Source organism: Staphylococcus caprae, assembly GCF_003966625.1.
GTDB classification, from domain to species: Bacteria; Bacillota; Bacilli; order Staphylococcales; family Staphylococcaceae; genus Staphylococcus; species Staphylococcus caprae.
This window is the reverse complement of the sequence record NZ_AP018587.1, coordinates 1129276-1150557: the sequence shown is the minus strand read 5'-3', so window position 1 is coordinate 1150557 and position 21282 is coordinate 1129276. Positions and strand designations below refer to the sequence as shown.

Below are 21282 nucleotides of genomic sequence, written 5' to 3'. Positions count from 1 at the left end.
TCTTTTTAAGAAATTCTACAAACAATGCAAGTTGGGAGAGGAACAACGAAAATAATTTTGCTAAATTATATTTCTGTCCCACTCCCTAAATAATTAAATCATTGTTAAAGACTTAAATACTATCGATTACAGTACCTTCGTCTCCCCATTCATTCATGCCGCCTTCAACATTTACTGCATGAATATCTTGTTCTTCTAAATATTGTACTACTCTTGCACTACGTGAACCTGCTGCACAAATAATGTAGTATGTTTCATCTTTATTGAAATCATTGATATGATGTGGAATTTCATCCATTGGAATCAGTTTAGCTCCAGGAATCACGCCAAGCGCTGTTTCTTCATTTGTGCGAACATCTACAATATTCACCGGATTTGAATCTAATATTTTTTTCTTTAATTCATCTACTGTAATTGATTCCATTTTGAATCTCTCCTTTATCTATATTATTTAGCAACGATATTAACTAATTTTTGAGGCACAGCAATCACTTTTTTGATCTCTTTACCTTCAATGCTCGCTTTAACATTATCATTAACTAAGGCTAAATCTTGCATTTCTTCTTTAGATAAATCTTTAGGAATGTTTAATTTAGCGCGTACTTTACCGTTGACTTGAACGACAATTTCCACTTCTTCATCTACAAGTAAACTTTCATCAAATGTAGGCCAAGGTTGATACGTAATTGTTTCATTATGTCCTAACTTGCTCCACAATTCTTCACCAATATGTGGTGCGATAGGTGCTAACATTTTCACGAAACCTTCGATATAAGGTTTATAAATCTCGTTAGCTTTATAACAATCATTGATAAATACCATTAATTGACTAATGGCAGTATTAAAGCTTAATGCATTAAAATCTTCAGTCACTTTCTTAACTGTTTGATTATAAACTTTATCTAATGATTTATCGTTAGAGTCAACAATCTTATTATTTAATGTGCCATCCTCAGTTACGATGAGTCTCCATACGCGATCAAGGAATCTTCTTGAACCATCTAAACCATTTTCGCTCCAAGCGATGGCAGCATCTAAAGGTCCCATAAACATTTCGTATAAACGTAATGTGTCTGCACCATGTGAAGAAACGATATCATCAGGGTTAATTACGTTTCCTTTAGATTTGCTCATTTTTTCGTTTCCTTCGCCAAGAATCATACCTTGGTTATATAGTTTTTGGAATGGCTCTTTTGTAGGTACCACGCCTAAATCGTATAACACTTTATGCCAGAATCTTGCATATAATAAATGAAGTACTGCGTGTTCAACTCCACCTATATATAAATCAACTGGCAACCAATGTTTTAGCTTTTCAGGATCCGCAATCATCTTTTCATTATCTGGGTCGATGTAACGTAAATAGTACCAACAACTTCCTGCCCATTGTGGCATTGTATTAGTTTCACGACGACCTTTCATGCCAGTTTTCTCATCAACGACATTAACAAAGTCATCAATATTTGCTAGTGGTGATTCACCAGTTCCTGAAGGTTTAATTTCGTCCGTTTCAGGAAGTAATAATGGTAGGTCTTCCTCTGGTACTGTTGTCATTGAACCATCTTCCCAATGAATAATTGGAATTGGTTCACCCCAATAACGTTGTCTACTAAATAACCAGTCGCGAAGTTTGTAATTTACTTTTTTCTCACCCGCGCCTTTTGCTTCTAGTAATTCAATTGCTTTACTAATGGCTGCTTCATTTTCAAGACCGTCAAGTTCACCTGAATTAACATGTTTACCCTCACCAGTGTATGCTTCTAATTGAACGTCTCCACCTTCAATCACTTCAATAATTGGTAAGTCAAATTTCTTAGCAAATTCATGGTCACGTTCATCATGTCCTGGAACAGCCATCACAGCGCCTGTACCGTATGTTGATAATACATAGTCCGCAATCCATATTGGTAATTTTTGACCAGAAAGTGGATTAATTGCATATGCACCTGTGAATACGCCTGTTTTACCTTTTGCTAAATCTGTTCGTTCTAAGTCTGATTTTTTAGATGCTTCTTCTTGGTAAGCTTTGACTTCTTCTAGTTTATCACTAGATGTAATTTTATTTACAAGTGAATGCTCAGGGCTTAACACAAGGAAAGTAGTGCCGAAGATTGTATCTGGACGTGTTGTGAATACGTCAATTTCATCATCTGTACCATCTACATTAAATGAAACTTTCGCCCCTTCAGAACGGCCAATCCAATTTCGTTGCATATCCTTAATTGACTCTGGCCAATCTAATTCGTCTAAATCTTCTAATAAACGATCTGCATATTCTGTAATTTTAAGGACCCATTGTTTCATAGGTTTACGATATACAGGATGTCCACCACGTTCTGATACACCATCTACCACTTCTTCGTTTGATAGAACTGTACCTAATGCCGGACACCAGTTAACTGCAACTTCATCTACATATGCTAAACCTTTATTATAAAGTTGAATAAAAATCCATTGTGTCCACTTGTAATACTCAGGGTCTGTCGTATTAACTTCTCTATCCCAATCGTAACTAAATCCTAATTCTTGGATTTGGCGTTTAAATGTTTGTACATTTTTCTTAGTAAATTCTCTAGGATCATTACCAGTATCTAATGCGTATTGTTCTGCAGGTAATCCAAATGCATCCCACCCCATCGGATGTAAAACATTGTATCCTTGCATACGTTTATAACGAGAAATAATATCCGTTGCTGTATAACCTTCTGGATGACCTACGTGCAATCCAGCTCCAGATGGATAAGGAAACATGTCTAACGCGTAAAATTTCTTTTGACCTAAATTGTCACTTGTTTTAAATGTCTTGTTCTCTGCCCAGTAATCTTGCCATTTCTTTTCAATTTCCTTGTGATTGTAATTCAACACATTTCCTCCTATTTCATAAAAAAGACACCTCTACTATTGGATTTAAAGGGACGACGATACTGCCGCGTTACCACCCTTATTCGCTAAGATAGCGCACTTCATTCTAATAGTTAGAGATGTCTCATTCAATTCATTAAATTATTGTAAGTCATTTAGTCCTTAACACTAGTTCTCACCTTTACTAGTTCTCTGTAGAAAAGCCTCTAAATACTTCTATCTATACATTTTTAATATTATGTTATAAAAGCCATTATTGCAAGTAGTTAAGGCCTATTATTTATAATCAATGCGTATTATTTCGTAGCATTCGATTTTCTTCTAGGTCTTCGAGGTGTTTGGGATTCATTGTCATCTTTAGGCAAACCTCTATCAAAGATACTTAGGAAAATGAGGCCCACACATAATAAGACAATCATACCGATAAACATCATACTCATATTAAGTGTGTCTACAAGTACACCACCAATAAACGGACCAAAAGCTTTACCTACTGTTGAAGCAGAGTTTACAAATCCTTGATATTGTCCCTGTTTCCCTTCAGGCGCAAGTTTATTTGCGATTGTAGGTACTGCAGGCCATACAAACATTTCACCAAAAGTAAGAATAACCATTCCGACAACAAATATAGCAAAATGATGTGCGAAACTTGTAACTAAGAATGAACTCATAAAAATAAAAATACCAACAAACATTTGATGTTTTAAGTTTCCTCTTAATATAACAATTATAGGTCTAATTAAAGGCTGTGCTACAAGAATCATTATGCCGTTAATTGTCCATAGTACACTGTATTGTGACATCGAAATATTTATTGATTGCGTAAATGATGCAATTGTTGTCTCCCATTGAATATAGGCTATCCAACAAATCGCAAACATGGCACATATGAGCATCATTGCTGTAAAACGTTTTTTACTTTCCTTACTTTTTAAATCAATCGCATCTTGATGTTTTACCTTCGCATGAATTTCTAAATTAAATTGCGTAATCGCAACAAGCGCGAATAACACATACATCACTAAATTAGCTAAGAAAATATAATTAAAGCTAAATTCCGCTACAAATCCACCTAGTGCCGCACCCGCAGCAACACCGATGTTTTGCGCTAAATAAATGGCATTAAATGTTTGACGTCCCCCATTTGGCCATACTGCTCCGGCCATCGCATAAATTGCCGGGACAATCATACCGCCACCAAAACCTAGTAACACAAGCCAAACTGCATACCAAGGCCAACCGTGAAATAGATTTAATAGTGTGGTACTGCACAAACATGTAAACGTACCTATTAAAATAGTTTTATAGCCACCTAGTTTATCAAATAAGGTGCCCCCTAATAAGTTACCGACGACCATACCAAATGAATTAATCATTAAGACGATACCAGCTATTGTGAGACTCTTATGAAGTTCTTCCTTCATATAAATAGTGTTTAAAGGCCACAAAAAACTGGCGCCAGTGATATTTAAGGCCATGCCTATAACTAGCCACCAAACTGATTTAGGTATATTCATATCTTGAGTCCCTCTCTTTATGTTTTTCTCAATCTATAATAGACACTATAACACTAAAATATGTTAAAATCTGTACTTAGAACTAAAATAGAAAGGAAAATGTATTATGGGTAATTATTTCCCGTATGCTTTTGAAAATAAACGATATCACACATGGAATTATCATTTAAAAAATAAATTTGGACAAAAAATATTTAAGGTGGCGCTTGATGGTGGTTTTGACTGCCCTAATAGAGATGGCACTGTTGCTCATGGTGGTTGTACATTTTGCTCAGCTGCAGGAAGTGGCGACTTCGCAGGTAACAGAGCTGATCCAATAGAAGTGCAATTCCAACAAATTAAATCACGTATGCATGAAAAATGGAGTGAAGGACAATACATTGCCTACTTCCAAGCCTTCACAAACACACACGCACCTGTAGAAGTGCTTAAGGAAAAATATGAACCAGTACTTAAAGAAGAAGGTGTCGTCGGTTTATCTATTGCAACCCGTCCTGACTGTTTACCTGATGATGTTGTTGAATATTTAGCAGAATTAAATGAACGAACGTATCTATGGGTTGAGTTAGGCTTACAAACTGTTCATCAAACTACTTCTGACTTAATTAATCGTGCACATGATATGCAAACGTATTACGAAGGTGTAGCTAAATTAAGAAAGCATAATATTAACGTATGTACGCATATCATTAATGGTTTACCAGGTGAGGACTATGACATGATGATGGAAACTGCTAAAGAAGTTGCACAAATGGATGTTCAAGGTATTAAAATTCATTTACTTCACCTATTAAAAGGGACACCAATGGTTAAACAATATGAAAAAGGAATGCTAGAGTTTATGAGTCAAGATGACTATACGCAATTAGTATGTGACCAACTTGAAGTGATTCCTCCCGAAATGATAGTACATCGTATCACTGGAGATGGACCTATTGATTTAATGGTTGGTCCAATGTGGAGTGTAAATAAATGGGAAGTTTTAAATGAAATTGATAACGAATTAGAACGTAGAGGCTCATACCAAGGTAAAAAATACGAACAAAAACAAAAGGTTCAATCATGAAATTAGAACGCATTCTTCCCTTTTCAAAGTCACTAATAGATAGCCATATTAACGATGAAAGCATAGTGATAGATGCCACTTGTGGTAATGGCAACGATACTTATTATTTAGCAAGTAAAGTTGAGCGTGGTTTCGTTTATGGATTTGATATTCAACAAGAAGCAATAGACAATACAAGATTGAAAATTGACGGTTTCGAAAATGTTAAATTAATTCTCGATGGTCACGAAAATATTAAAAAACATATTTCAAAAGAACATATTGGTAAAATTGATGCGGCAATATTTAATTTAGGTTACTTACCTAAAGGTAATAAAGCCATTGTGACTCAACCTAAGACTACTATTAAAGCGATTGAAAGTATCTTTGAAGTATTGAGTGTAGAGGGAATTATTATTCTCGTTATTTATCACGGTCATGAAGAAGGTAAAATTGAAAGAGATGCTTTAATTGATTATTTAAGTCAATTTGATCAACATCAAGCACACATATTACAATATCAATTTATTAATCAGAAAAACCATGCACCTTTCTTATGTGCAATCGAAAAACGAAATTAAAAAGTTAAAGATCTTATCCCCTCTTTTTGTAAGAAGGAATAAGATCTTTTTTAATAAATAATTATAAGACAGGTTAAACAGCTAAAATTGATTTTAAACTCATTTGCATTGGTTCAGATTTACTACCTATGGATTGACCAATAAAGTTAAGTAAGTCTTGCTTTTTCTTACTGAGCTTTTCATTAAAATGAATGATTACTGTACGTTCATCATCTTGAGGTCTTTCTTTATATATCCATTCAAGATTAACCAAATTATTATAAGTACGTGTACGCTTATAAGGTTTGATATGAACAAAATCATCCATTTCTTTAAGTGTCATTGAACCCTCTTCCCAAAGAGTGAGCAAAATTAAAATTTCTTCCTTAGACATATTATACTCTTTTTTGATTGCATCAAAAATGGAGTTAATGTCTTTAAGTAACGCTTCTAATTGCAAAATTCCATGAACTCTATCTTTTTCACTTTTAGCCAAAATTAACATCTCCCAAATAAAATAACTGTTAAATATTTTTCTAAGTTAACCGGCTCCCCAAATTTACACTTACCACCGGCTAATTTAAAAACGATTGAATCATTCCCAATTATTAAATTGAACGAGTTAATTTAAAATCAATTTAGACTATTTAAAGCAATGCAGACTAGGAAAATTAGATATAAAAAGCATGAAAATTTTTAACATTAATAATATAATTTTACGTCATCCCCTAGTCCAAATACATATTAAAATTATATTATTTATATAAACAAAATATATCAAGTTCACAATTAAAATGCAACGTTTTTGTGATTTATTTCTATAAAAGTTTTAAATGTAATATTGTTTTATAACAATCATTTCTATTTATGAAGTGGTTATGAATAAAAAAGGGAGTGGAACAGAAATATAATTTAGCAAAATTATTTTCGTTGTCCCACCCCGGCAAGGATGGCTAGGATTGAAAGAAGCTTGATATAAGCGCACTTTCAATTCAGACATCTACTGCCAATATGTTAAAGAAGGCTGATACATTTAATTATGTCTCACTCCCTCAAAATTTAAATATCTTCAATTTCTTCCTCTTCGACAACAAATCCCATTGTATTTACACTATTGTTTAAGAAAGTTAATACATATCTCATCACTTGGTCTCTTTCGGGTTCATTTTGAATTTCATGATATAACCCTTCCCAAGATTTAAAGTATAGTTCATTTGTAGCTAATTTATCTTTTAATTCAATAATGACATCGGTATCTACAATTTTATCTTCTGTACCGTACATGATTAATGAAGGTAATGGTTTAATATCTTTAATATGATCCATTGTTTCTTTCATCTTCTCAACGATTAAATTATACCAACGATAAGTCACTTTCTTTAGCATTAATCCATCATTGTCAGTTTCTTCAATAATTTCCTCATTACGTGTTAAATCTTGCGTCGTAATACCAACTTTAAAACGTGTATCTTTAGACATTTTACCTAGATTAGATATAATCTTATTTTTACGATCCTTACCAGATTTGCGAAGTTCTAACATTGGGGACATTAACATCATCCCCTCAATTGGTAGGTCTACTTTTTCTAAAAGATTTAATATGATTAATCCACCTAAACCAACACCTAATACAAAAGTAGGAAGTTTATATTCATTGGCAATTTTTATCCATTCTACAAAATGCTCATGATATGTATTAAAATCCTCAATTTGTCCTTTATTTGCGCGAGATGTTTGTCCTTGTCCAGGCAAGTCTCCCATGATAACGTGATAACCATTTCTTCTAAGCATGGTAATAACGTACGCATATCGTCCGGTATGTTCTAAAATATTATGAGCAATGACCACAATGCCTTTAGCATCATTTTCTGTTTCCCATTTCCACATTCTAAGACTGCCCCTTTTTATTTATTCTTTAATAGTACAATTATAGCAAAACGAACATATTGATTACCATTTATAGCCTTATTTTCAATTAAAAATCAATTAAACGATACAAATCTCACATAAAAATAAAAGTATAATTATACCCAAATATTGTTTTATCGCATTATGTAAACGCTTTCTCATATATAAGTTTCGTGATACACTATTTTTAAACATAAATGTTTCATTGCAAAGGGAGGTATTACATATGTCACTTTTTAGAGATTTCTTTATTGCATTATCTAACAATACTTATTTAAACGAAACCGCTAAAAAAGTAGGTCCAAGAATGGGCGCAAATAAAGTTGTAGCAGGAAATACAATTCCTGAATTAATAGAAACTATTCAATATTTAAATGAATATAAAATCGCTGTGACAGTAGATTGTTTAGGTGAATTTGTTGGTACTAGAGAAGAAAGTTTGCATGCTAAACAACAAATTTTAGAAATTATCGAAGCAATACAATTTTATGATGTTGAGGCGCATATGTCTGTTAAGATAAGTCAATTAGGTAGTGAATTTGATTTAGATCTTGCCTATGAAAATATGCGAGAAATACTTCTCAAAGCAGACGAATGTGACAAAATGCATATTAACATAGATACTGAAAAATACGACAGTTTGCAACAAATTCAACAGGTATTAGATAGACTTAAAGGTGAATTTAGAAATGTTGGAACTGTAGTACAAGCATATCTTTATGAAGCTGAAGATTTAATAGAGAAGTATCCCGATCTTCGCTTACGTTTAGTTAAAGGTGCGTATAAAGAAAATGAAACTATCGCATACCAAACTAAAGAAGAGATTGATGCAAATTACATTCGTATAATCGAGAAACGTTTATTAAATGCACGTAATTATACATCTATTGCTACACATGATGATCAAATTATTAATCATGTTAAACAATTTATGAAGAAAAATCATATCGAAAAAGACCAAATGGAATTCCAAATGTTATATGGTTTCCGTTCTGAATTAGCACAATCTATCGCTAACGAGGGTTACCATTTTACAGTTTATGTACCATACGGTGATGATTGGTTTGCATACTTTATGAGAAGATTAGCTGAAAGACCTCAAAATTTATCACTTGCTTTTAAAGAATTTACTAACCCTAAAGTTTTAAAAAAGGTAGGCCTTTACGGAGGCATCGCTGCAGGCGTCGCCAGCACCCTCGCCATAGCAACACAACTACTCAAGCGTTAAGGTAACAAACCAAACGGCACGAAGAAGTCGACGCACCCGCCATGATAACTTCTTCGTGCCGTATTGCTTTGTCTATATTTGTTTAATTAAATTAGCCATTTCAATTGCACTTACAGCAGCTTCTGAACCTTTGTTCCCTGCTTTAGTACCTGCTCGCTCAACAGCTTGTTCAATACTTTCAGTTGTTAATATACCAAAGATGACTGGTACATCAGAAACATCATTCGCCTTAGATACACCTTTAGCGACTTCATTACATACATAATCATAGTGAGACGTAGCACCTCTGATTACACAACCAAGTGTAATGACCGCATCATATTCCCCTTTTTGAGCTAATTTCTTAGCAACTAATGGTATTTCAAATGCACCAGGTACATACGCTACATCAATTTGATCCGATTCAACTTCATGACGAATTAACGTGTCTTTCGCACCTTCTAATAGACGTCCAGTAATAAAATCATTAAATCTGCTTACCACAATAGCAATTTTTAAATTTTTACCAACTAATTTACCTTCAAAATTCATGATTGAATTTCCTCCTCGTTTGTTCGGTTTGTTATATAGTCACTTAAATCAAGTGTCCCATTTTTCTCTTCTTCGTTTCCATATAGCTATGATTATGTTCAGTTTCAGGAACAATTAATTCAATTCTATCTTCAATGTTAATACCATACTCTTTTAATCCTTCAAATTTCTTAGGATTATTACTGAGTAATTTAATCTTTTCAATATTAAAGTATTTCAATATTTGAGCCGCTATATTATAATCTCTTAAATCTTCATCAAAACCTAAAGCAAGATTCGCAGTAACTGTATCGTATCCTTTTTCAATGAGTTCATAAGCACGTAATTTGTTCATCAACCCAATACCACGACCTTCTTGTGGAAGATAAATAATCATACCGCCGTTCTCATCAATATATTTCATTGATGCTTCAAGTTGAGCGCCACAATCACATCTTTGACTATGGAAAATATCGCCCGTTAAACATGCAGAGTGAATACGAACATTTTCATTTCTGCGGATATCTCCTTTAGCAATGACTACAATTTCTTCATCACTCAAATCAGTAGTGAAGCCATACATATCAAATGTACCTAAATCCGTAGGCATGTTAACTTTAGCATTCAATTCAACATGAGACTCCGTTTGTTTACGATACGCAATCAAACTTTCAATCGTAATCATTTTCAAATTATGGCGTTCCTTAAACGTTTGTAAATCATTGCCTTTAGCCATTGTGCCATCATCATTCATTATTTCACAAATGACGCCAGCAGGTCGTGCCCCCGATAATTTGGCTAAATCGACAGCCGCTTCAGTATGACCATTACGTTCTAATACACCATTGTCTTTAGCAATCAATGGAAATAAATGTCCAGGACGATTGAAATCTGTCGCACTTGCATTGTCATCTATCAATGCTCTTGCAGTTAACATGCGCTCATTCGCGCTAATGCCAGTAGTCGTTGTTTTATGATCTACACTTACAGTAAAATGAGTGCCATATACGTCAGTATTATTTCTTTCCATCGCATTTAATTCTAGACGACGCGCAATTGAACGATCAATTGGTGCACATATAAGACCTCGTCCTTCTTTTGCCATAAAGTTAATCGTATCATCAGCCATCCATTCAGTAATAGCGACTAAATCTCCTTCATTTTCTCTATCCTCATCGTCAACTACAATAATGCTTTCACCATTTTTTAAAGCTTCTATAGCCAACTCAATATTGTCAAATTGCATGTGAATTCCTCCTAAAAACCAAATGCACGTAATTTATCTTCAGTAAGTTCGCTCTTCTTATTATTCATGATATTCTCTACATATTTGAAAAGGACGTCTGTTTCTAAATGAACAGCATCGCCTACTTTCTTTCCTGATAATATCGTTGACTTTCGTGTCTCAGGAATAAGATGAATATCAAAGGTCGTTTCATGAAGATCAAATACTGTTAAACTGACTCCATCGACAGTGATAGAACCTTGTTTTACCATTTGATTCAATATATTTTTCGAAGTTTTAATTGAAATGATTTTTGAGTTAGCTGTTTCATTAATTTTAGAAATTGTTCCAAGTTCATCCACATGACCTAAGACAAAATGTCCTCCGAATCTACCCTTACCACTCATGGCTCTTTCAAGGTTGACTTCAGAATGTCGTTGTACGTCAGCTAAGTAGGTTTTATTTTCCGTACCTTTAATCACCTGTACAGAAAAAGTTGAATCATTGAAATCAATGACAGTTAAACATGCACCGTTGACGCTTATAGAATCGCCAATATGCATATCTTCTAAAATTTGTTTAGCACTAATTTCTAATGTTCTTACTGACTGTTGGGTGTGAACTTGTTTAACGGTACCAATTTCTTCAACGATACCTGTAAACATGCCTATTCACTTCTTTCGTAGTTTCAATTTAATATTTTGATTAATTAACTTGGAATAAACAATTTCAAATTGCGTAGCTTCTGGTAAATCAATGACTTCATCCGTTTTGAAAAATTGATGTTTACCTGAACCACCTATTAATTTCGGGGCTAAATAGAGAATAAGTTCATTTAAATGATCAGATTGGAGAAATTGTGATGTAATATTTGGTCCTGCCTCGACTAGCAGCTTGCCAATACCTCTGCGATATAAATCTTTTAATATTTCTGTCGTTTCGCATTCTTGCATGTTTATGATTTCTATATGTTTATCGTTATTTTTTAATTTTTCATTTTCAGTATAAATCCAAATTTGTGAAGTTGTATCTTTAAATAACTGATGTTCAAAATTGATATCTCCCGTTTTCGATAGAATCACCCTTATCGGATTTTTGCCATCTGGCACCCTTGTCGTATATAAGGGATCGTCTGCTTCGATTGTTTTTCGACCAGTTACTACCGCATCATGTTCATGACGCAGTCGATACACATCTTCTTTAACTTCTTTATTTGTAATCCATTTACTTTCATCTAAATCAGTGGCTTGTTTGCCATCGAGACTTGATGAAACTTTAACAGTTAATTCAGGTATGCCCTTCCTTTTAGCTGGAAAGAAATCTTTATAAAGTTCAGCAGCATCTTCATTGAATTGAAATTCAACTTCAATACCTGCTTCTTTCAGAATTTCATCACCTTTAGAAACTAACGTCGTGTCTTTTATCGCATATATGACTTTTTTAATACCAAATTCGATAATTTTATCAACACATGGTGGTGTTGAACCATGATGCGTACACGGTTCTAAAGAGACGTAAATCGTAGCATCTTTTGCAGCTTGTCCAGCCATATCCAACGCTTGAACTTCCGCATGCTTGTCACCCTTCTTCAGATGAGCTCCTAAACCAACGATTCTACCATCCTTAACTACAACAGATCCTACTGGTGGATTTATACCTGTTTGGCCATCAACCATTTGTGCAAGTTGAATGGCATAATTCATAAATCGACTCAATTTATCACCTCAATAAAATAAAAAAACCTTATACCAATGTAAAAGGCATAAGGAGACTTGTATATCTTTAAATAAGCCGATTTGCATGTCAGAAGACATACTGATACAAATTGGCTTATCGTTACACTTTTTTAGTGTTTGTCGATAGTTGTTATTCTTTCTCCCATCCAGACTTTAACTGTCGGCTCTAGATTCTCACTAGATCAGCCACTAACATTATGTGTTAGCAGGTCGCAGGCTTAATTTACTGCCGGTTGGGAATTACACCCTGCCCCGAAAGAATGCTATGAAATTGTTATTGGTTAATTGAGTGATTGTAGTTTATTACTACAAGTTAAATGGTACTATAATTATTTTGAAAACTCAATTTAGTCGCTTTAATCAAGCTCAATTAATTGTGAAATTTTATACTTTGTAAATGGTTCTACTCTTTTTTATCCATTTCTTTTTGAGTTAAATATAATTGAGATACTGTATTGACCACTTGATCAACAATCATTTTAACCCCATTTCGAAGTTTATTGACACCGTTCGTCATTTGTCCAATTGCAATCACATTTGTCAAAGTACCATATCGTGGACTAATCACTTGATTGGTTTCAGGAATAATTTGAATTCCACCCATCGGATGACGTTGTACGATTTGTCGATTTTCAAGATTCAACACTAATTGATCATCTTCATCTAACTGTTCTAAGTGTGTCTTAGATCCTGTTGCGTTGATGACAATATCAAAGGCTTCAGTGCGCTGTGAATCATCATTAAACGTCAAGTAGAATTGATTATTTTTGTGTTGCACATCATGTAAATTCTTTTTAATTTCAAGCTCACCTTTTTGAATTAATTGAATTAATAACTTCGCTGTTCGAGGTGGCATTGGATTTGAGTTCAATTGTATCATCTTAGTATATTTACGATTAAATTCCTCTTGGTCTTTAACACTTAAACTATTCCAAATCCAATTTAAATTTTCTTTCAAATATTCGATAATACTTTGGAATATCCCCATTTCAGTTTCATGCTCTAAATCATACTTCAAATCTTGAATGTGATTTCCAGTACGACGATGGATTAATTTTTGAAAATCAATGCCATAATCCTCACACTCTTTCAAGAACAATGCTACTGCTTGATCCAATGGAACATTCCCGTAATGATTTTCCTTAATACCATTAAAATGGTCTTTCGTTAAATGCGTGAATTGAATGTCTATCATCTTCCCTCTTACACTAGGCAAAGACGCTGAGCGACTTGTCATCGTTATAGGTAAATTAGGGTGATGCGCTGTAACATATCTCACAACATCTAAACTTGCCAATCCAGTTCCTACAATAGCGATTCTATCTGAATCTTCCACATCGTCTAATGTATTATATGTAGGATATGGTGTTTTAATAAATCCTTTTTTACCTTTTAAATGATAAGGATCATGGTAGCTAAAGGTCCCGAATGTTAAAAATAAATAGTCATACTCTCTCCATTCCTTATCATCTTCACATGTACAGACATAATACTTCAATTTTGTATCATCCACATCGGAATTAGTAAATATTTCCTGTACTTTATCATTAATAATTGTTAAATTCTCATATTGCTCGTCATATTGTGATAAATATGATTTCATATAATGACCAAAAACAAATCTTGGTAGATATTGTGGGTTTTGAAATTCAAAATCATTTTGGTTTTGATACCATTTCCAGAATTCTTCATCATCATCTAAATTTAAACTCATCTTTTTGGATGGCATATTAATTAATAATTCACTACTATCATTTTGAAACGGAACGCCTTGTCCCATATTTTTTTCATCATCATAAACATCTACTTTTAATTTTGAGAATTCTTCATGTTTAACGAGTTGTCGCAAGACACTCACGCCAGCTGTTCCCATCCCAATAATTGCTACACGCATTTTATCAACCTTCTATCTATGTATTCGCTTCTTTTATGAATGTGTTTAAACGATCTAAACATTGACTCCCTATTAACATATCCTTATCTAACTACTTTTAATCTTTAAAAGATATGCTAAAATCATTTTACTGAGGTGAAAATATGAAATTAATTACTAAAATCATTATCGTATTTATTGTTTTATTCGCATGGTTCACTAACAAAAATAAAGCTAAATAATTTTCTCATTTATAATGCATATTCGACATGAATTAGAAAAAGCATCACTATCAAGGTTAACTTATCTTAATAGTGATGCTTTATTCATTTCATCGTTTACTTTTGATGTTCTTTGTCATCTTTATAAACATATAACTTGAAGTATTTACCTTCAGTTTTCATGTTTTTATAGAAATCAGCAATGATACTGGCATTACTTTCTGCCCATTTAATATCTGTTGCGTACTGGTGTTCACCAGGATTTTTAGGGTTCCATCTCATACTATATAACGTATCTTGGTCTTCATGTGACAAGAAATGTTTATGAATGAAATCCGCTCCGCCGTAAATGGCTTTTTGAGGTGTATCCCAACCATGTTTTTTAGCGTATTGAGCTCCCGTTTTGATAGGATCACTATCTAACGCGCCTACACCGTAGAAGTTATAGTATTTCTTACCGTCTATTTCTACACCTTTTGCAAGTTCACTTTTCGCTGCCCCAGTCTCTAAAAGCGCGTGAGAAATAAGGTAAACTTCATTCACATGTTTGGCTTTCGCTGCATTAATAAAGTCATCAGTATGTTCTAATAAAACTGGTCTATCAAACAACATACGTTTAATTCTATTTTTATCGATACCTTGGTATTTTGATAAATCTAAAAATTGATATTTTTGTTTGTCATTATCAATGAATTTACTACTATCCATTGCTGTTTTGATTTCAGTATCAGATGCATCTCGCCAAGCATTGTTATTCTTATTAGATACTTGTTGGCTCGTATAATTATGTATTTGTTTCTTTGCTGCTTTATCTAAAGTTTTATCCAACTTAACTACTTTCTCTTGTGATTTCACATGTTTAAAGAAAATTTGATCAGAAATCATTGAAAAGAAAATAAAAGCAGCAACAACGAATACTATAAGTAGTCCTATTATAGAAATAATAGAGCCCTTTTTGTGCTTAATCATATTCACACCTCTTAGGTCATTGTTGTTAAACTATTCAATTTCATTACGATAATAAAGTTTAACATTATTGATTCGGATTCACAATTTTATATTAGTATTGTTACAAATTCATAAATAAAAAGTAATAAAATTGAAACTTTATATAAAAATAGAGGTCTTACTTGATCATCATTAATAATAGTCCTTTAAACATGCATTTCTATCAACATATATAATGTAGAAATCAGTCTATCAATTGTTTCTATAAACAGTGAAACTAAAGTTCAGAATATCATTTAATGACGATAAGTTACCTCGATTTTATTACGATTAGATTATGATTTTTTATATTCCATCATGATGAAGCTTGCTGCTTGAGAACGATTTTTATAATAATATTGATTTAAATCAATCGTTCCCTCGATCTCCCCATCACGATATTTCATTTCATTCGTAAAGTTGTTAATCATTACGAAATCAGAACGATCTCTAATCACATCTAAATCATCATTACGTGCGAAAAAGTGTTCTAAGTTTAAGTGTGCGTAATCCATGTTTACCTCCCTTAATATTTATCAGAATTTATTTATGTCGAATTGTTATTTTACAGTCTTTTTCATGTTAAATATTTTAGTTTTATTAAGTCTATGGTTACTATTTAACACCTTATTTGAAAATTACGCAAATGATAATTTTTATAATTTAAGTTAACTTCTATTTATCCGGAAATAACATTTATGTACATAAATAGGAGTACACAACATGGAATTTGACCTAGCTTACGAAAAATATAACAAAATCATTCATCATTTGTTAAAAAGCAATCAAATCACTTATAATTATGATGAATTTTATCAACTCTTACTTATTAAAATGTGGGAACTCATTTTAGACTATGACAATCAAAAGGCTTCAGTGCTACACACATATCTTTTCGTTAGATTAAAGTATTATTTAATCGACATTTTTAGAAAAGAAAGTTATAGAATGGAAATGATGGGTTCCACCTATACAACAGAATCTTTTCAAGAACCCTCAACTGTCCTCAACGATTTCAATTTACATTTAGAAGATATTACACTTCATCTTAATTCCCAAGAAAAACGCTGGCTCTCATTACACCTTCAAGGCTACAAACAATATGAAATTGCACAAATCATGCATTTATCAAAAACAACAATTAAAAAAATAAAAGCCCATACTCGACATAAATGTTTAAGCAAATTTAATTATTTATAAAGGAATGAACATCATGAAATCACTATCTACGTATAATCTCCTCTATTTAAAAACTGCTATCTCAACGAATATAGCTACAGATATTCAATACGCAAATTTTGAGATGACTTTACCTTTTCCTCCTCATAAATTGATAAATTATATTCTCGAACTCAATCACACCTCTTTACAAGTCCAAAATGCACGAGCTAAAAGAGTTCTAAACATTAATAAGCTTATCCCTATCTTTATAGATAACGACACGATTTTATTTCCAATTACGCAAAAACGCGCGTCAATAAAGTATTTTATTAACGCACGTAAAATCATAGGTATTCATTCTTCTGTTAATGCTACAATCATTATTTTTGAAAATTCAACAACACTTAATATTGATACACCTTATACCCTAGTCACTAAAAAATGGCAAGAAAGCCTCGCCCTCGGACAAATCATAGAAAAAACTAGCTTCTATTAAACTTCAATTCGAGTAATTTCTTCGTAAACAATGCGGTAGCTATTTTAATCAAATACAGACTTAGAATCATTATTATAATCGCCACCACAATAATGAGCACTACAACAATACTAGATAATGCTACTTTAGGATTTATAAAATAATGCACCGCAGCTAAACTTGTAATTAAACCTAATAAAAATAATCCTAATAAGACTGCATAAGCCAATACAATCCCAATAAGCAACATGAATATCTTTCCAGAAGACGTTGTTTTCTCCTTGAATACAAAGTCCTTTAAATATTGATTAGAGAATTTAATCGGTTTATTAAAATCAACATTTTGATTTTCATCTAAAGCATTTAATTTTTGCTTCAATTGGTCCTTTTCTTTTCTATTTAAGAACCATAATTGTTTCTGAACTTTTTCTGTGAATTTATTTTTGTTCATTTTTTGGAGTTCGCTCCTCAATATTTCTCATTTTCTATAAATCATATATTAATTATAAAAAGGTTTCAATTATCACTTAATTGACTCTACAAATTAAAAAAGCAATCGAGACAGTTAAATTCACACTCGATTGCTTTTCCGTATTTTTATCAAATATTTTAAAGAATAGAAAGTCCTGAACTTTGAATATCTTTCGCAAATCCTTTAACAGTATCCACTGAAAGTTCTTCGATGTCACGTCCTAAGTTCGTGTTAACTTTCTTTACGACGTCAGCAGGGCATGTGATGATATCTGCACCGATTTCGTCAGCTTGTATCACGTTAATCACTTCACGACAGCTAGCCCAAAGTAATTTTACGCCTTTTTTACTATGTGTCACTTCAACTGATTCTTTCATTAAAGGAAGTGGATCTACCCCTGTATCTGCAATTCTACCGGCAAATACAGATACATAAGTTGGGACCCCCTCTGTAACAGCGTCTGTAATAGCTTTAACTTGTTCAATTGTATAAACAGCAGTAACGTTTAATCTCACATTGTTCGCAGATAATTTCTTAATTAGTGGAAGAGTGGACTCCCCTTTTGTCGTAACAATTGGTATTTTAACGAATACATTATCACCATATTGTTTTAATATTTCTGCTTCTTTTTCCATTGTTTCTAAATCATCTGCAAAGACTTCAAATGAAATGGATGCATCTGGAATTGCTTTAACCGCTTCTTCAGCAAATGTTTTATAATCTCTAACACCTGCTTTAGCTATTAAACTAGGATTCGTAGTAAATCCATCAACTTGTTTATTAGCGTATGCTGCCTTCATTTCTTCGATGTCTGCGCCATCCGCAAAAACTTCTACATTTAATTTCGCCATTTCGCTATTCCTCCTAAACATTACGCTCAAAACGATAATCTATATGTAAATGAAACTCATATCTATATGTATACTTACAAAGTAAATAGAATTCTTATTATCACGTTGAGTCATAAAAACTTTATATCATATTTATAACATGCGTAAATGATGTAAGCGAATAATTTGCCTAGAAATCGCATTTTATAAAAAAGTGCATCAAATAAGTTTATTGTAATAAAATGAGTTTTACTATTCTCATCTTCTTAAAATGTGATAGTATATTGTAATGATGTTAATCAAGGAGGCAACATATGGCACGTTCAAAAAAATACTTTTACTTGAGTTTGCTAATGATTATTATTAGTTTCTTTTTTAACACTAATAATACTTTATTAAGTCATATTTTCAATTCATTTATGAAAATAATGGTTGCTACAACACTAGTAAATATTATTATTTTAATTTTATCTATCATTTTTGCAGATAAATCAATTAAACATTCTAGAGAAAGCACAGATTGGATTAAAGTAGCGAGTAGACTCTTACCGTTAATCATTTTTATTGTTATTATTTTTCATATCCTATCTTCGTTACATACTTTTGGTTTTATTTTTAAATAGTAACGACTTTATAGCTAAATCTAATAGTTATTGTGAAGATAATGACTTTTATGAAAATGGTTAAAAAGATATCAAATTTATATTAAGGTGATTTGCGATGCAATATTTATATGTATTTATTGGTGGTGCGTTTGGCGCACTTTTGCGTTATGGCCTCTCTATATTCAATGAAGGATCATCATTACCGATTGGCACATTGATAGCCAACCTTACAGGCGCATTTTTAATGGGATTGATTGGTACCTTAGCAATTTCTCTATTTCAGAGATATCCCCTCATTAAAAAGGCAATTACCACTGGTTTCCTAGGCGCATTAACTACTTTTTCTACTTTTCAATTTGAACTTGTACATCTATTTGATCAGCAGCATTTTATCATGCTCTTCACTTATGGATTAACAAGTTACATTTTAGGAATTGTACTTTGTTATCTAGGCGTTAAAGTTGGAGGTCGTCTATCATGATTGCTATACTTCTTGTTATGCTTGGCGGAGGTATTGGAGCAGTGTTACGTGCACTTGTTACAGATATTTGTAATCGTAAATTTAATTCAACAATCCCAATCGCAACACCTATCGTCAATATCATTGGTAGCTTTTTAATAGGAATTATAATGGGGATTTCAATTTCTCATCATTGGATTTCACCTTTCTTTATTACAGGTGTACTTGGTGGTTTAACTACTTTTTCCACACTTTCAAACGAGCTGGTTCATTTTCTTACACCTAAATTTAAATTAGGTCATTTTATTGGTTATTCATTACTACAATTTTTAATTGGCTTTATCGCTTGTTATCTCGGCTTTCACATTTAATATTAAAGGTAATGCATCGCCCAATTTCCAATCAATGATATGTATTCATTTCGTATGAAACCAATCATATCCATGAAAATTAAGATTAAATACTAAAATAATAGCTCTAAGACAAATTCTGAAATGTTCTATATCTCTTCAAAGTTGGAATGTTACTCAACTTTAAGGAGACAATACATTAACAAAAATGTCTTAGAGCTTATTTTATACTATCGCGTTTTATCGATTTGCACCCATAACGAGCAAATCTCATCAGATGTTGGAATCGTTTATAAATTAATGTCCGTTATAATCAGCTGGATGAGGTCCCATTCTTTCATCTTTATTCAATTGATCAATTCTTTCCATATGAGCATCAGATAATTCAAAGTCAAAGACGTTTAAATTTTCTTCTATACGACTAGGCGTTACAGATTTTGGTATCACCACAACGCCATGTTGTACATTCCATCTTATGATGACCTGTGCAGGTGATTTCCCTATCTCATTAGCAATATCATTAATTGTTTCATCTTCTAAAATTTGCGCATTCATTAATGGTGACCAAGATTCCATTACAATGCTTTGCGCTTCTAAATATTGACGTAACTCTTTTTGAATTAAATAAGGATGAAATTCAACTTGATTAATGACAGGTTTAATAGAAACTTGCGCAAGTAAAGCTTCAAAATTTTCTGGAGTAAAGTTACTCACTCCAATATTTTTAACCTTACTTTCCTTATACAAGTCTTCCATACCTTGCCAAGTATCTATCATGACAGCTTCATTTGTCCCCGGCCAGTGCATTAAGTATAAATCTAAATAATCTAAGCCTAGGCGCTGGATTGAATGATTATAAGCTTGGTCTACATTCGCACGACCATAATCTTCAAGCCACAATTTAGACGTAATAAATAAATCCTCACGATTTAAACCTGTCGATTCTAGCCCCTCATTAATCCCTTGTCCGACCATTTCTTCATTCCCATATATTCTGGCTGTATCTATACTTCTATATCCACTTTCAATCGCATGCTTAACTGCATCCTTACATTCATCACTGTTCTCAACTCTATAAGTACCTAATCCTACCTTAGGCATTTCCCTTCCATTATAAAATTGAATTGTTTCCATTACGCTCACTCCTTATTAAGCTATGATGTACATGTTACTATCTTCATTTTTTGATGTAAAAAATGTTAACTCATCATGGTTTCTCAATGTCTTTATACCCTTTTCTAACAAAAAAATACAAAC

23 protein-coding genes and 1 riboswitch are annotated in these 21282 nt (G+C 32.7%); of the genes, 8 read left to right on the top strand and 15 right to left on the bottom strand.

Features of this window, described 5'->3' with window-relative positions; translation table 11 throughout:
- Nucleotides 1-112 precede the first annotated feature (112 nt).
- From JMUB898_RS05645 to JMUB898_RS05635, 3 genes are all read right to left on the bottom strand, one after another.
- Nucleotides 113-424 carry a rhodanese-like domain-containing protein gene (locus JMUB898_RS05645; RefSeq protein WP_002443464.1) on the bottom strand — a complete coding sequence of 104 codons (312 nt, stop codon included), beginning with the start codon at nucleotides 422-424 and terminating at the stop codon, nucleotides 113-115.
- A 23-nt stretch (nucleotides 425-447) separates the two neighbouring features.
- Nucleotides 448-2865, bottom strand: coding sequence for a leucine--tRNA ligase (gene leuS / locus JMUB898_RS05640; RefSeq protein ID WP_095323269.1), 2418 nt, complete (start codon nucleotides 2863-2865; stop codon nucleotides 448-450).
- A 293-nt stretch (nucleotides 2866-3158) separates the two neighbouring features.
- Complete coding sequence (locus JMUB898_RS05635; RefSeq protein ID WP_044466749.1) at nucleotides 3159-4379, bottom strand: MDR family MFS transporter; 1221 nt, start codon at nucleotides 4377-4379, stop codon at nucleotides 3159-3161.
- A 106-nt stretch (nucleotides 4380-4485) separates the two neighbouring features.
- On the opposite strand from JMUB898_RS05635, the gene JMUB898_RS05630 reads away from it, so the two are divergent.
- Together JMUB898_RS05630 and JMUB898_RS05625 are read left to right on the top strand one after the other, a co-directional pair.
- On the top strand, nucleotides 4486-5445 hold the full coding sequence (locus tag JMUB898_RS05630; protein WP_002443468.1) for a tRNA modification radical SAM protein MnmL/YtqA: 960 nt from the start codon (nucleotides 4486-4488) through the stop codon (nucleotides 5443-5445).
- The gene (locus JMUB898_RS05625) at nucleotides 5442-6005 is read left to right on the top strand and encodes a tRNA 5-(aminomethyl)-2-thiouridylate-methyltransferase MnmM (RefSeq protein WP_044466750.1); all 564 of its coding nucleotides are present in this window, start codon (nucleotides 5442-5444) and stop codon (nucleotides 6003-6005) included. Before JMUB898_RS05630 ends, JMUB898_RS05625 begins: the two co-directional genes overlap by 4 nt.
- A gap of 73 nt (nucleotides 6006-6078) precedes the next feature.
- On the opposite strand, the gene JMUB898_RS05620 is transcribed toward JMUB898_RS05625, so the two are convergent.
- Nucleotides 6079-6480 carry a SarA family transcriptional regulator gene (locus JMUB898_RS05620; protein WP_037541517.1) on the bottom strand — a complete coding sequence of 134 codons (402 nt, stop codon included), beginning with the start codon at nucleotides 6478-6480 and terminating at the stop codon, nucleotides 6079-6081.
- A 563-nt stretch (nucleotides 6481-7043) separates the two neighbouring features.
- Nucleotides 7044-7871, bottom strand: a complete 828-nt coding sequence (locus JMUB898_RS05615) for an alpha/beta fold hydrolase (RefSeq protein WP_002443473.1) — start codon at nucleotides 7869-7871, stop codon at nucleotides 7044-7046.
- A 247-nt stretch (nucleotides 7872-8118) separates the two neighbouring features.
- Here JMUB898_RS05615 and JMUB898_RS05610 point away from each other — a divergent pair, with 247 nt between their 5' ends.
- Nucleotides 8119-9120 (top strand): proline dehydrogenase family protein, encoded by a 1002-nt coding sequence (locus tag JMUB898_RS05610; protein WP_002443476.1) that lies wholly within the window; start codon nucleotides 8119-8121, stop codon nucleotides 9118-9120.
- Nucleotides 9121-9192: 72 nt separating this feature from the next.
- Here the strand turns inward: JMUB898_RS05610 and ribH are convergent, their stop codons facing one another.
- From ribH to JMUB898_RS05575, 7 genes are all read right to left on the bottom strand, one after another.
- On the bottom strand, nucleotides 9193-9651 hold the full coding sequence (gene ribH, locus JMUB898_RS05605; protein ID WP_002443477.1) for a 6,7-dimethyl-8-ribityllumazine synthase: 459 nt from the start codon (nucleotides 9649-9651) through the stop codon (nucleotides 9193-9195).
- A gap of 43 nt (nucleotides 9652-9694) precedes the next feature.
- Complete coding sequence (gene ribB / locus JMUB898_RS05600; RefSeq protein WP_002443479.1) at nucleotides 9695-10876, bottom strand: 3,4-dihydroxy-2-butanone-4-phosphate synthase; 1182 nt, start codon at nucleotides 10874-10876, stop codon at nucleotides 9695-9697.
- An 11-nt stretch (nucleotides 10877-10887) separates the two neighbouring features.
- The gene (gene ribE, locus JMUB898_RS05595) at nucleotides 10888-11520 is read right to left on the bottom strand and encodes a riboflavin synthase (protein WP_002443481.1); all 633 of its coding nucleotides are present in this window, start codon (nucleotides 11518-11520) and stop codon (nucleotides 10888-10890) included.
- Nucleotides 11521-11526: 6 nt separating this feature from the next.
- Complete coding sequence (ribD, locus tag JMUB898_RS05590; RefSeq protein ID WP_002443483.1) at nucleotides 11527-12570, bottom strand: bifunctional diaminohydroxyphosphoribosylaminopyrimidine deaminase/5-amino-6-(5-phosphoribosylamino)uracil reductase RibD; 1044 nt, start codon at nucleotides 12568-12570, stop codon at nucleotides 11527-11529.
- A 151-nt stretch (nucleotides 12571-12721) separates the two neighbouring features.
- Nucleotides 12722-12855, bottom strand: a riboswitch (FMN riboswitch).
- Nucleotides 12856-12994: 139 nt separating this feature from the next.
- Nucleotides 12995-14485: an FAD/NAD(P)-binding protein gene (locus tag JMUB898_RS05585; RefSeq protein WP_002443485.1), complete on the bottom strand. Its 1491-nt coding sequence runs from the start codon at nucleotides 14483-14485 to the stop codon at nucleotides 12995-12997.
- Nucleotides 14486-14802: 317 nt separating this feature from the next.
- Nucleotides 14803-15654 (bottom strand): peptidoglycan release complex glucosaminidase SagB, encoded by an 852-nt coding sequence (locus JMUB898_RS05580; RefSeq protein ID WP_002443487.1) that lies wholly within the window; start codon nucleotides 15652-15654, stop codon nucleotides 14803-14805.
- A gap of 314 nt (nucleotides 15655-15968) precedes the next feature.
- Nucleotides 15969-16187, bottom strand: coding sequence for a hypothetical protein (locus JMUB898_RS05575; protein WP_002443489.1), 219 nt, complete (start codon nucleotides 16185-16187; stop codon nucleotides 15969-15971).
- 208 nt (nucleotides 16188-16395) lie between these two features.
- Here JMUB898_RS05575 and JMUB898_RS05570 point away from each other — a divergent pair, with 208 nt between their 5' ends.
- Together JMUB898_RS05570 and JMUB898_RS05565 are read left to right on the top strand one after the other, a co-directional pair.
- Entirely contained in the window at nucleotides 16396-16872 is a 477-nt protein-coding gene (locus tag JMUB898_RS05570; RefSeq protein WP_002443491.1) for a sigma-70 family RNA polymerase sigma factor, read from the top strand.
- A gap of 13 nt (nucleotides 16873-16885) precedes the next feature.
- Nucleotides 16886-17329 carry a competence protein ComK gene (locus tag JMUB898_RS05565; protein WP_002443492.1) on the top strand — a complete coding sequence of 148 codons (444 nt, stop codon included), beginning with the start codon at nucleotides 16886-16888 and terminating at the stop codon, nucleotides 17327-17329.
- Here JMUB898_RS05565 and JMUB898_RS05560 read toward each other — a convergent pair.
- Nucleotides 17316-17759, bottom strand: coding sequence for a hypothetical protein (locus tag JMUB898_RS05560; RefSeq protein ID WP_044466751.1), 444 nt, complete (start codon nucleotides 17757-17759; stop codon nucleotides 17316-17318). The two genes, JMUB898_RS05565 and JMUB898_RS05560, sit on opposite strands and share 14 nt — an antisense overlap.
- Before the next feature lie 158 nt (nucleotides 17760-17917).
- Nucleotides 17918-18631, bottom strand: coding sequence for a transaldolase (locus tag JMUB898_RS05555; protein ID WP_126501942.1), 714 nt, complete (start codon nucleotides 18629-18631; stop codon nucleotides 17918-17920).
- 293 nt (nucleotides 18632-18924) lie between these two features.
- On the opposite strand from JMUB898_RS05555, the gene JMUB898_RS05550 reads away from it, so the two are divergent.
- The 3 genes from JMUB898_RS05550 (at nucleotide 18925) to JMUB898_RS05540 (ending at nucleotide 20046) form a co-directional block, all read left to right on the top strand.
- Nucleotides 18925-19233, top strand: a complete 309-nt coding sequence (locus JMUB898_RS05550) for a hypothetical protein (protein ID WP_044466752.1) — start codon at nucleotides 18925-18927, stop codon at nucleotides 19231-19233.
- A gap of 97 nt (nucleotides 19234-19330) precedes the next feature.
- Nucleotides 19331-19696, top strand: a complete 366-nt coding sequence (gene crcB, locus JMUB898_RS05545) for a fluoride efflux transporter CrcB (protein ID WP_002443500.1) — start codon at nucleotides 19331-19333, stop codon at nucleotides 19694-19696.
- On the top strand, nucleotides 19693-20046 hold the full coding sequence (locus JMUB898_RS05540; protein ID WP_002443502.1) for a fluoride efflux transporter FluC: 354 nt from the start codon (nucleotides 19693-19695) through the stop codon (nucleotides 20044-20046). The genes crcB and JMUB898_RS05540 overlap by 4 nt, the downstream gene beginning before the upstream one ends.
- A gap of 276 nt (nucleotides 20047-20322) precedes the next feature.
- Here the strand turns inward: JMUB898_RS05540 and JMUB898_RS05535 are convergent, their stop codons facing one another.
- Nucleotides 20323-21159 (bottom strand): aldo/keto reductase, encoded by an 837-nt coding sequence (locus JMUB898_RS05535; protein WP_002443503.1) that lies wholly within the window; start codon nucleotides 21157-21159, stop codon nucleotides 20323-20325.
- Nucleotides 21160-21282 lie beyond the last annotated feature (123 nt).

What these genes read in the sequence shown, in the direction of transcription:
- JMUB898_RS05630 (WP_002443468.1), top strand. Translation starts at nt 4,486, where the DNA reads ATGGGTAATTATTTCCCGTATGCTTTTGAAAATAAACGATATCACACA.
- JMUB898_RS05575 (WP_002443489.1), bottom strand. Translation starts at nt 16,187, where the DNA reads ATGGATTACGCACACTTAAACTTAGAACACTTTTTCGCACGTAATGAT.
- JMUB898_RS05560 (WP_044466751.1), bottom strand. Translation starts at nt 17,759, where the DNA reads ATGAACAAAAATAAATTCACAGAAAAAGTTCAGAAACAATTATGGTTC.
- JMUB898_RS05540 (WP_002443502.1), top strand. Translation starts at nt 19,693, where the DNA reads ATGATTGCTATACTTCTTGTTATGCTTGGCGGAGGTATTGGAGCAGTG.
- JMUB898_RS05565 (WP_002443492.1), top strand. Translation starts at nt 16,886, where the DNA reads ATGAAATCACTATCTACGTATAATCTCCTCTATTTAAAAACTGCTATC.
- ribH (WP_002443477.1), bottom strand. Translation starts at nt 9,651, where the DNA reads ATGAATTTTGAAGGTAAATTAGTTGGTAAAAATTTAAAAATTGCTATT.
- JMUB898_RS05580 (WP_002443487.1), bottom strand. Translation starts at nt 15,654, where the DNA reads ATGATTAAGCACAAAAAGGGCTCTATTATTTCTATAATAGGACTACTT.
- ribE (WP_002443481.1), bottom strand. Translation starts at nt 11,520, where the DNA reads ATGTTTACAGGTATCGTTGAAGAAATTGGTACCGTTAAACAAGTTCAC.
- JMUB898_RS05550 (WP_044466752.1), top strand. Translation starts at nt 18,925, where the DNA reads ATGGCACGTTCAAAAAAATACTTTTACTTGAGTTTGCTAATGATTATT.
- JMUB898_RS05625 (WP_044466750.1), top strand. Translation starts at nt 5,442, where the DNA reads ATGAAATTAGAACGCATTCTTCCCTTTTCAAAGTCACTAATAGATAGC.
- JMUB898_RS05570 (WP_002443491.1), top strand. Translation starts at nt 16,396, where the DNA reads ATGGAATTTGACCTAGCTTACGAAAAATATAACAAAATCATTCATCAT.
- JMUB898_RS05610 (WP_002443476.1), top strand. Translation starts at nt 8,119, where the DNA reads ATGTCACTTTTTAGAGATTTCTTTATTGCATTATCTAACAATACTTAT.
- JMUB898_RS05585 (WP_002443485.1), bottom strand. Translation starts at nt 14,485, where the DNA reads ATGCGTGTAGCAATTATTGGGATGGGAACAGCTGGCGTGAGTGTCTTG.
- crcB (WP_002443500.1), top strand. Translation starts at nt 19,331, where the DNA reads ATGCAATATTTATATGTATTTATTGGTGGTGCGTTTGGCGCACTTTTG.
- ribB (WP_002443479.1), bottom strand. Translation starts at nt 10,876, where the DNA reads ATGCAATTTGACAATATTGAGTTGGCTATAGAAGCTTTAAAAAATGGT.
- JMUB898_RS05635 (WP_044466749.1), bottom strand. Translation starts at nt 4,379, where the DNA reads ATGAATATACCTAAATCAGTTTGGTGGCTAGTTATAGGCATGGCCTTA.
- JMUB898_RS05615 (WP_002443473.1), bottom strand. Translation starts at nt 7,871, where the DNA reads ATGTGGAAATGGGAAACAGAAAATGATGCTAAAGGCATTGTGGTCATT.
- JMUB898_RS05535 (WP_002443503.1), bottom strand. Translation starts at nt 21,159, where the DNA reads ATGGAAACAATTCAATTTTATAATGGAAGGGAAATGCCTAAGGTAGGA.
- JMUB898_RS05555 (WP_126501942.1), bottom strand. Translation starts at nt 18,631, where the DNA reads ATGGCGAAATTAAATGTAGAAGTTTTTGCGGATGGCGCAGACATCGAA.
- JMUB898_RS05645 (WP_002443464.1), bottom strand. Translation starts at nt 424, where the DNA reads ATGGAATCAATTACAGTAGATGAATTAAAGAAAAAAATATTAGATTCA.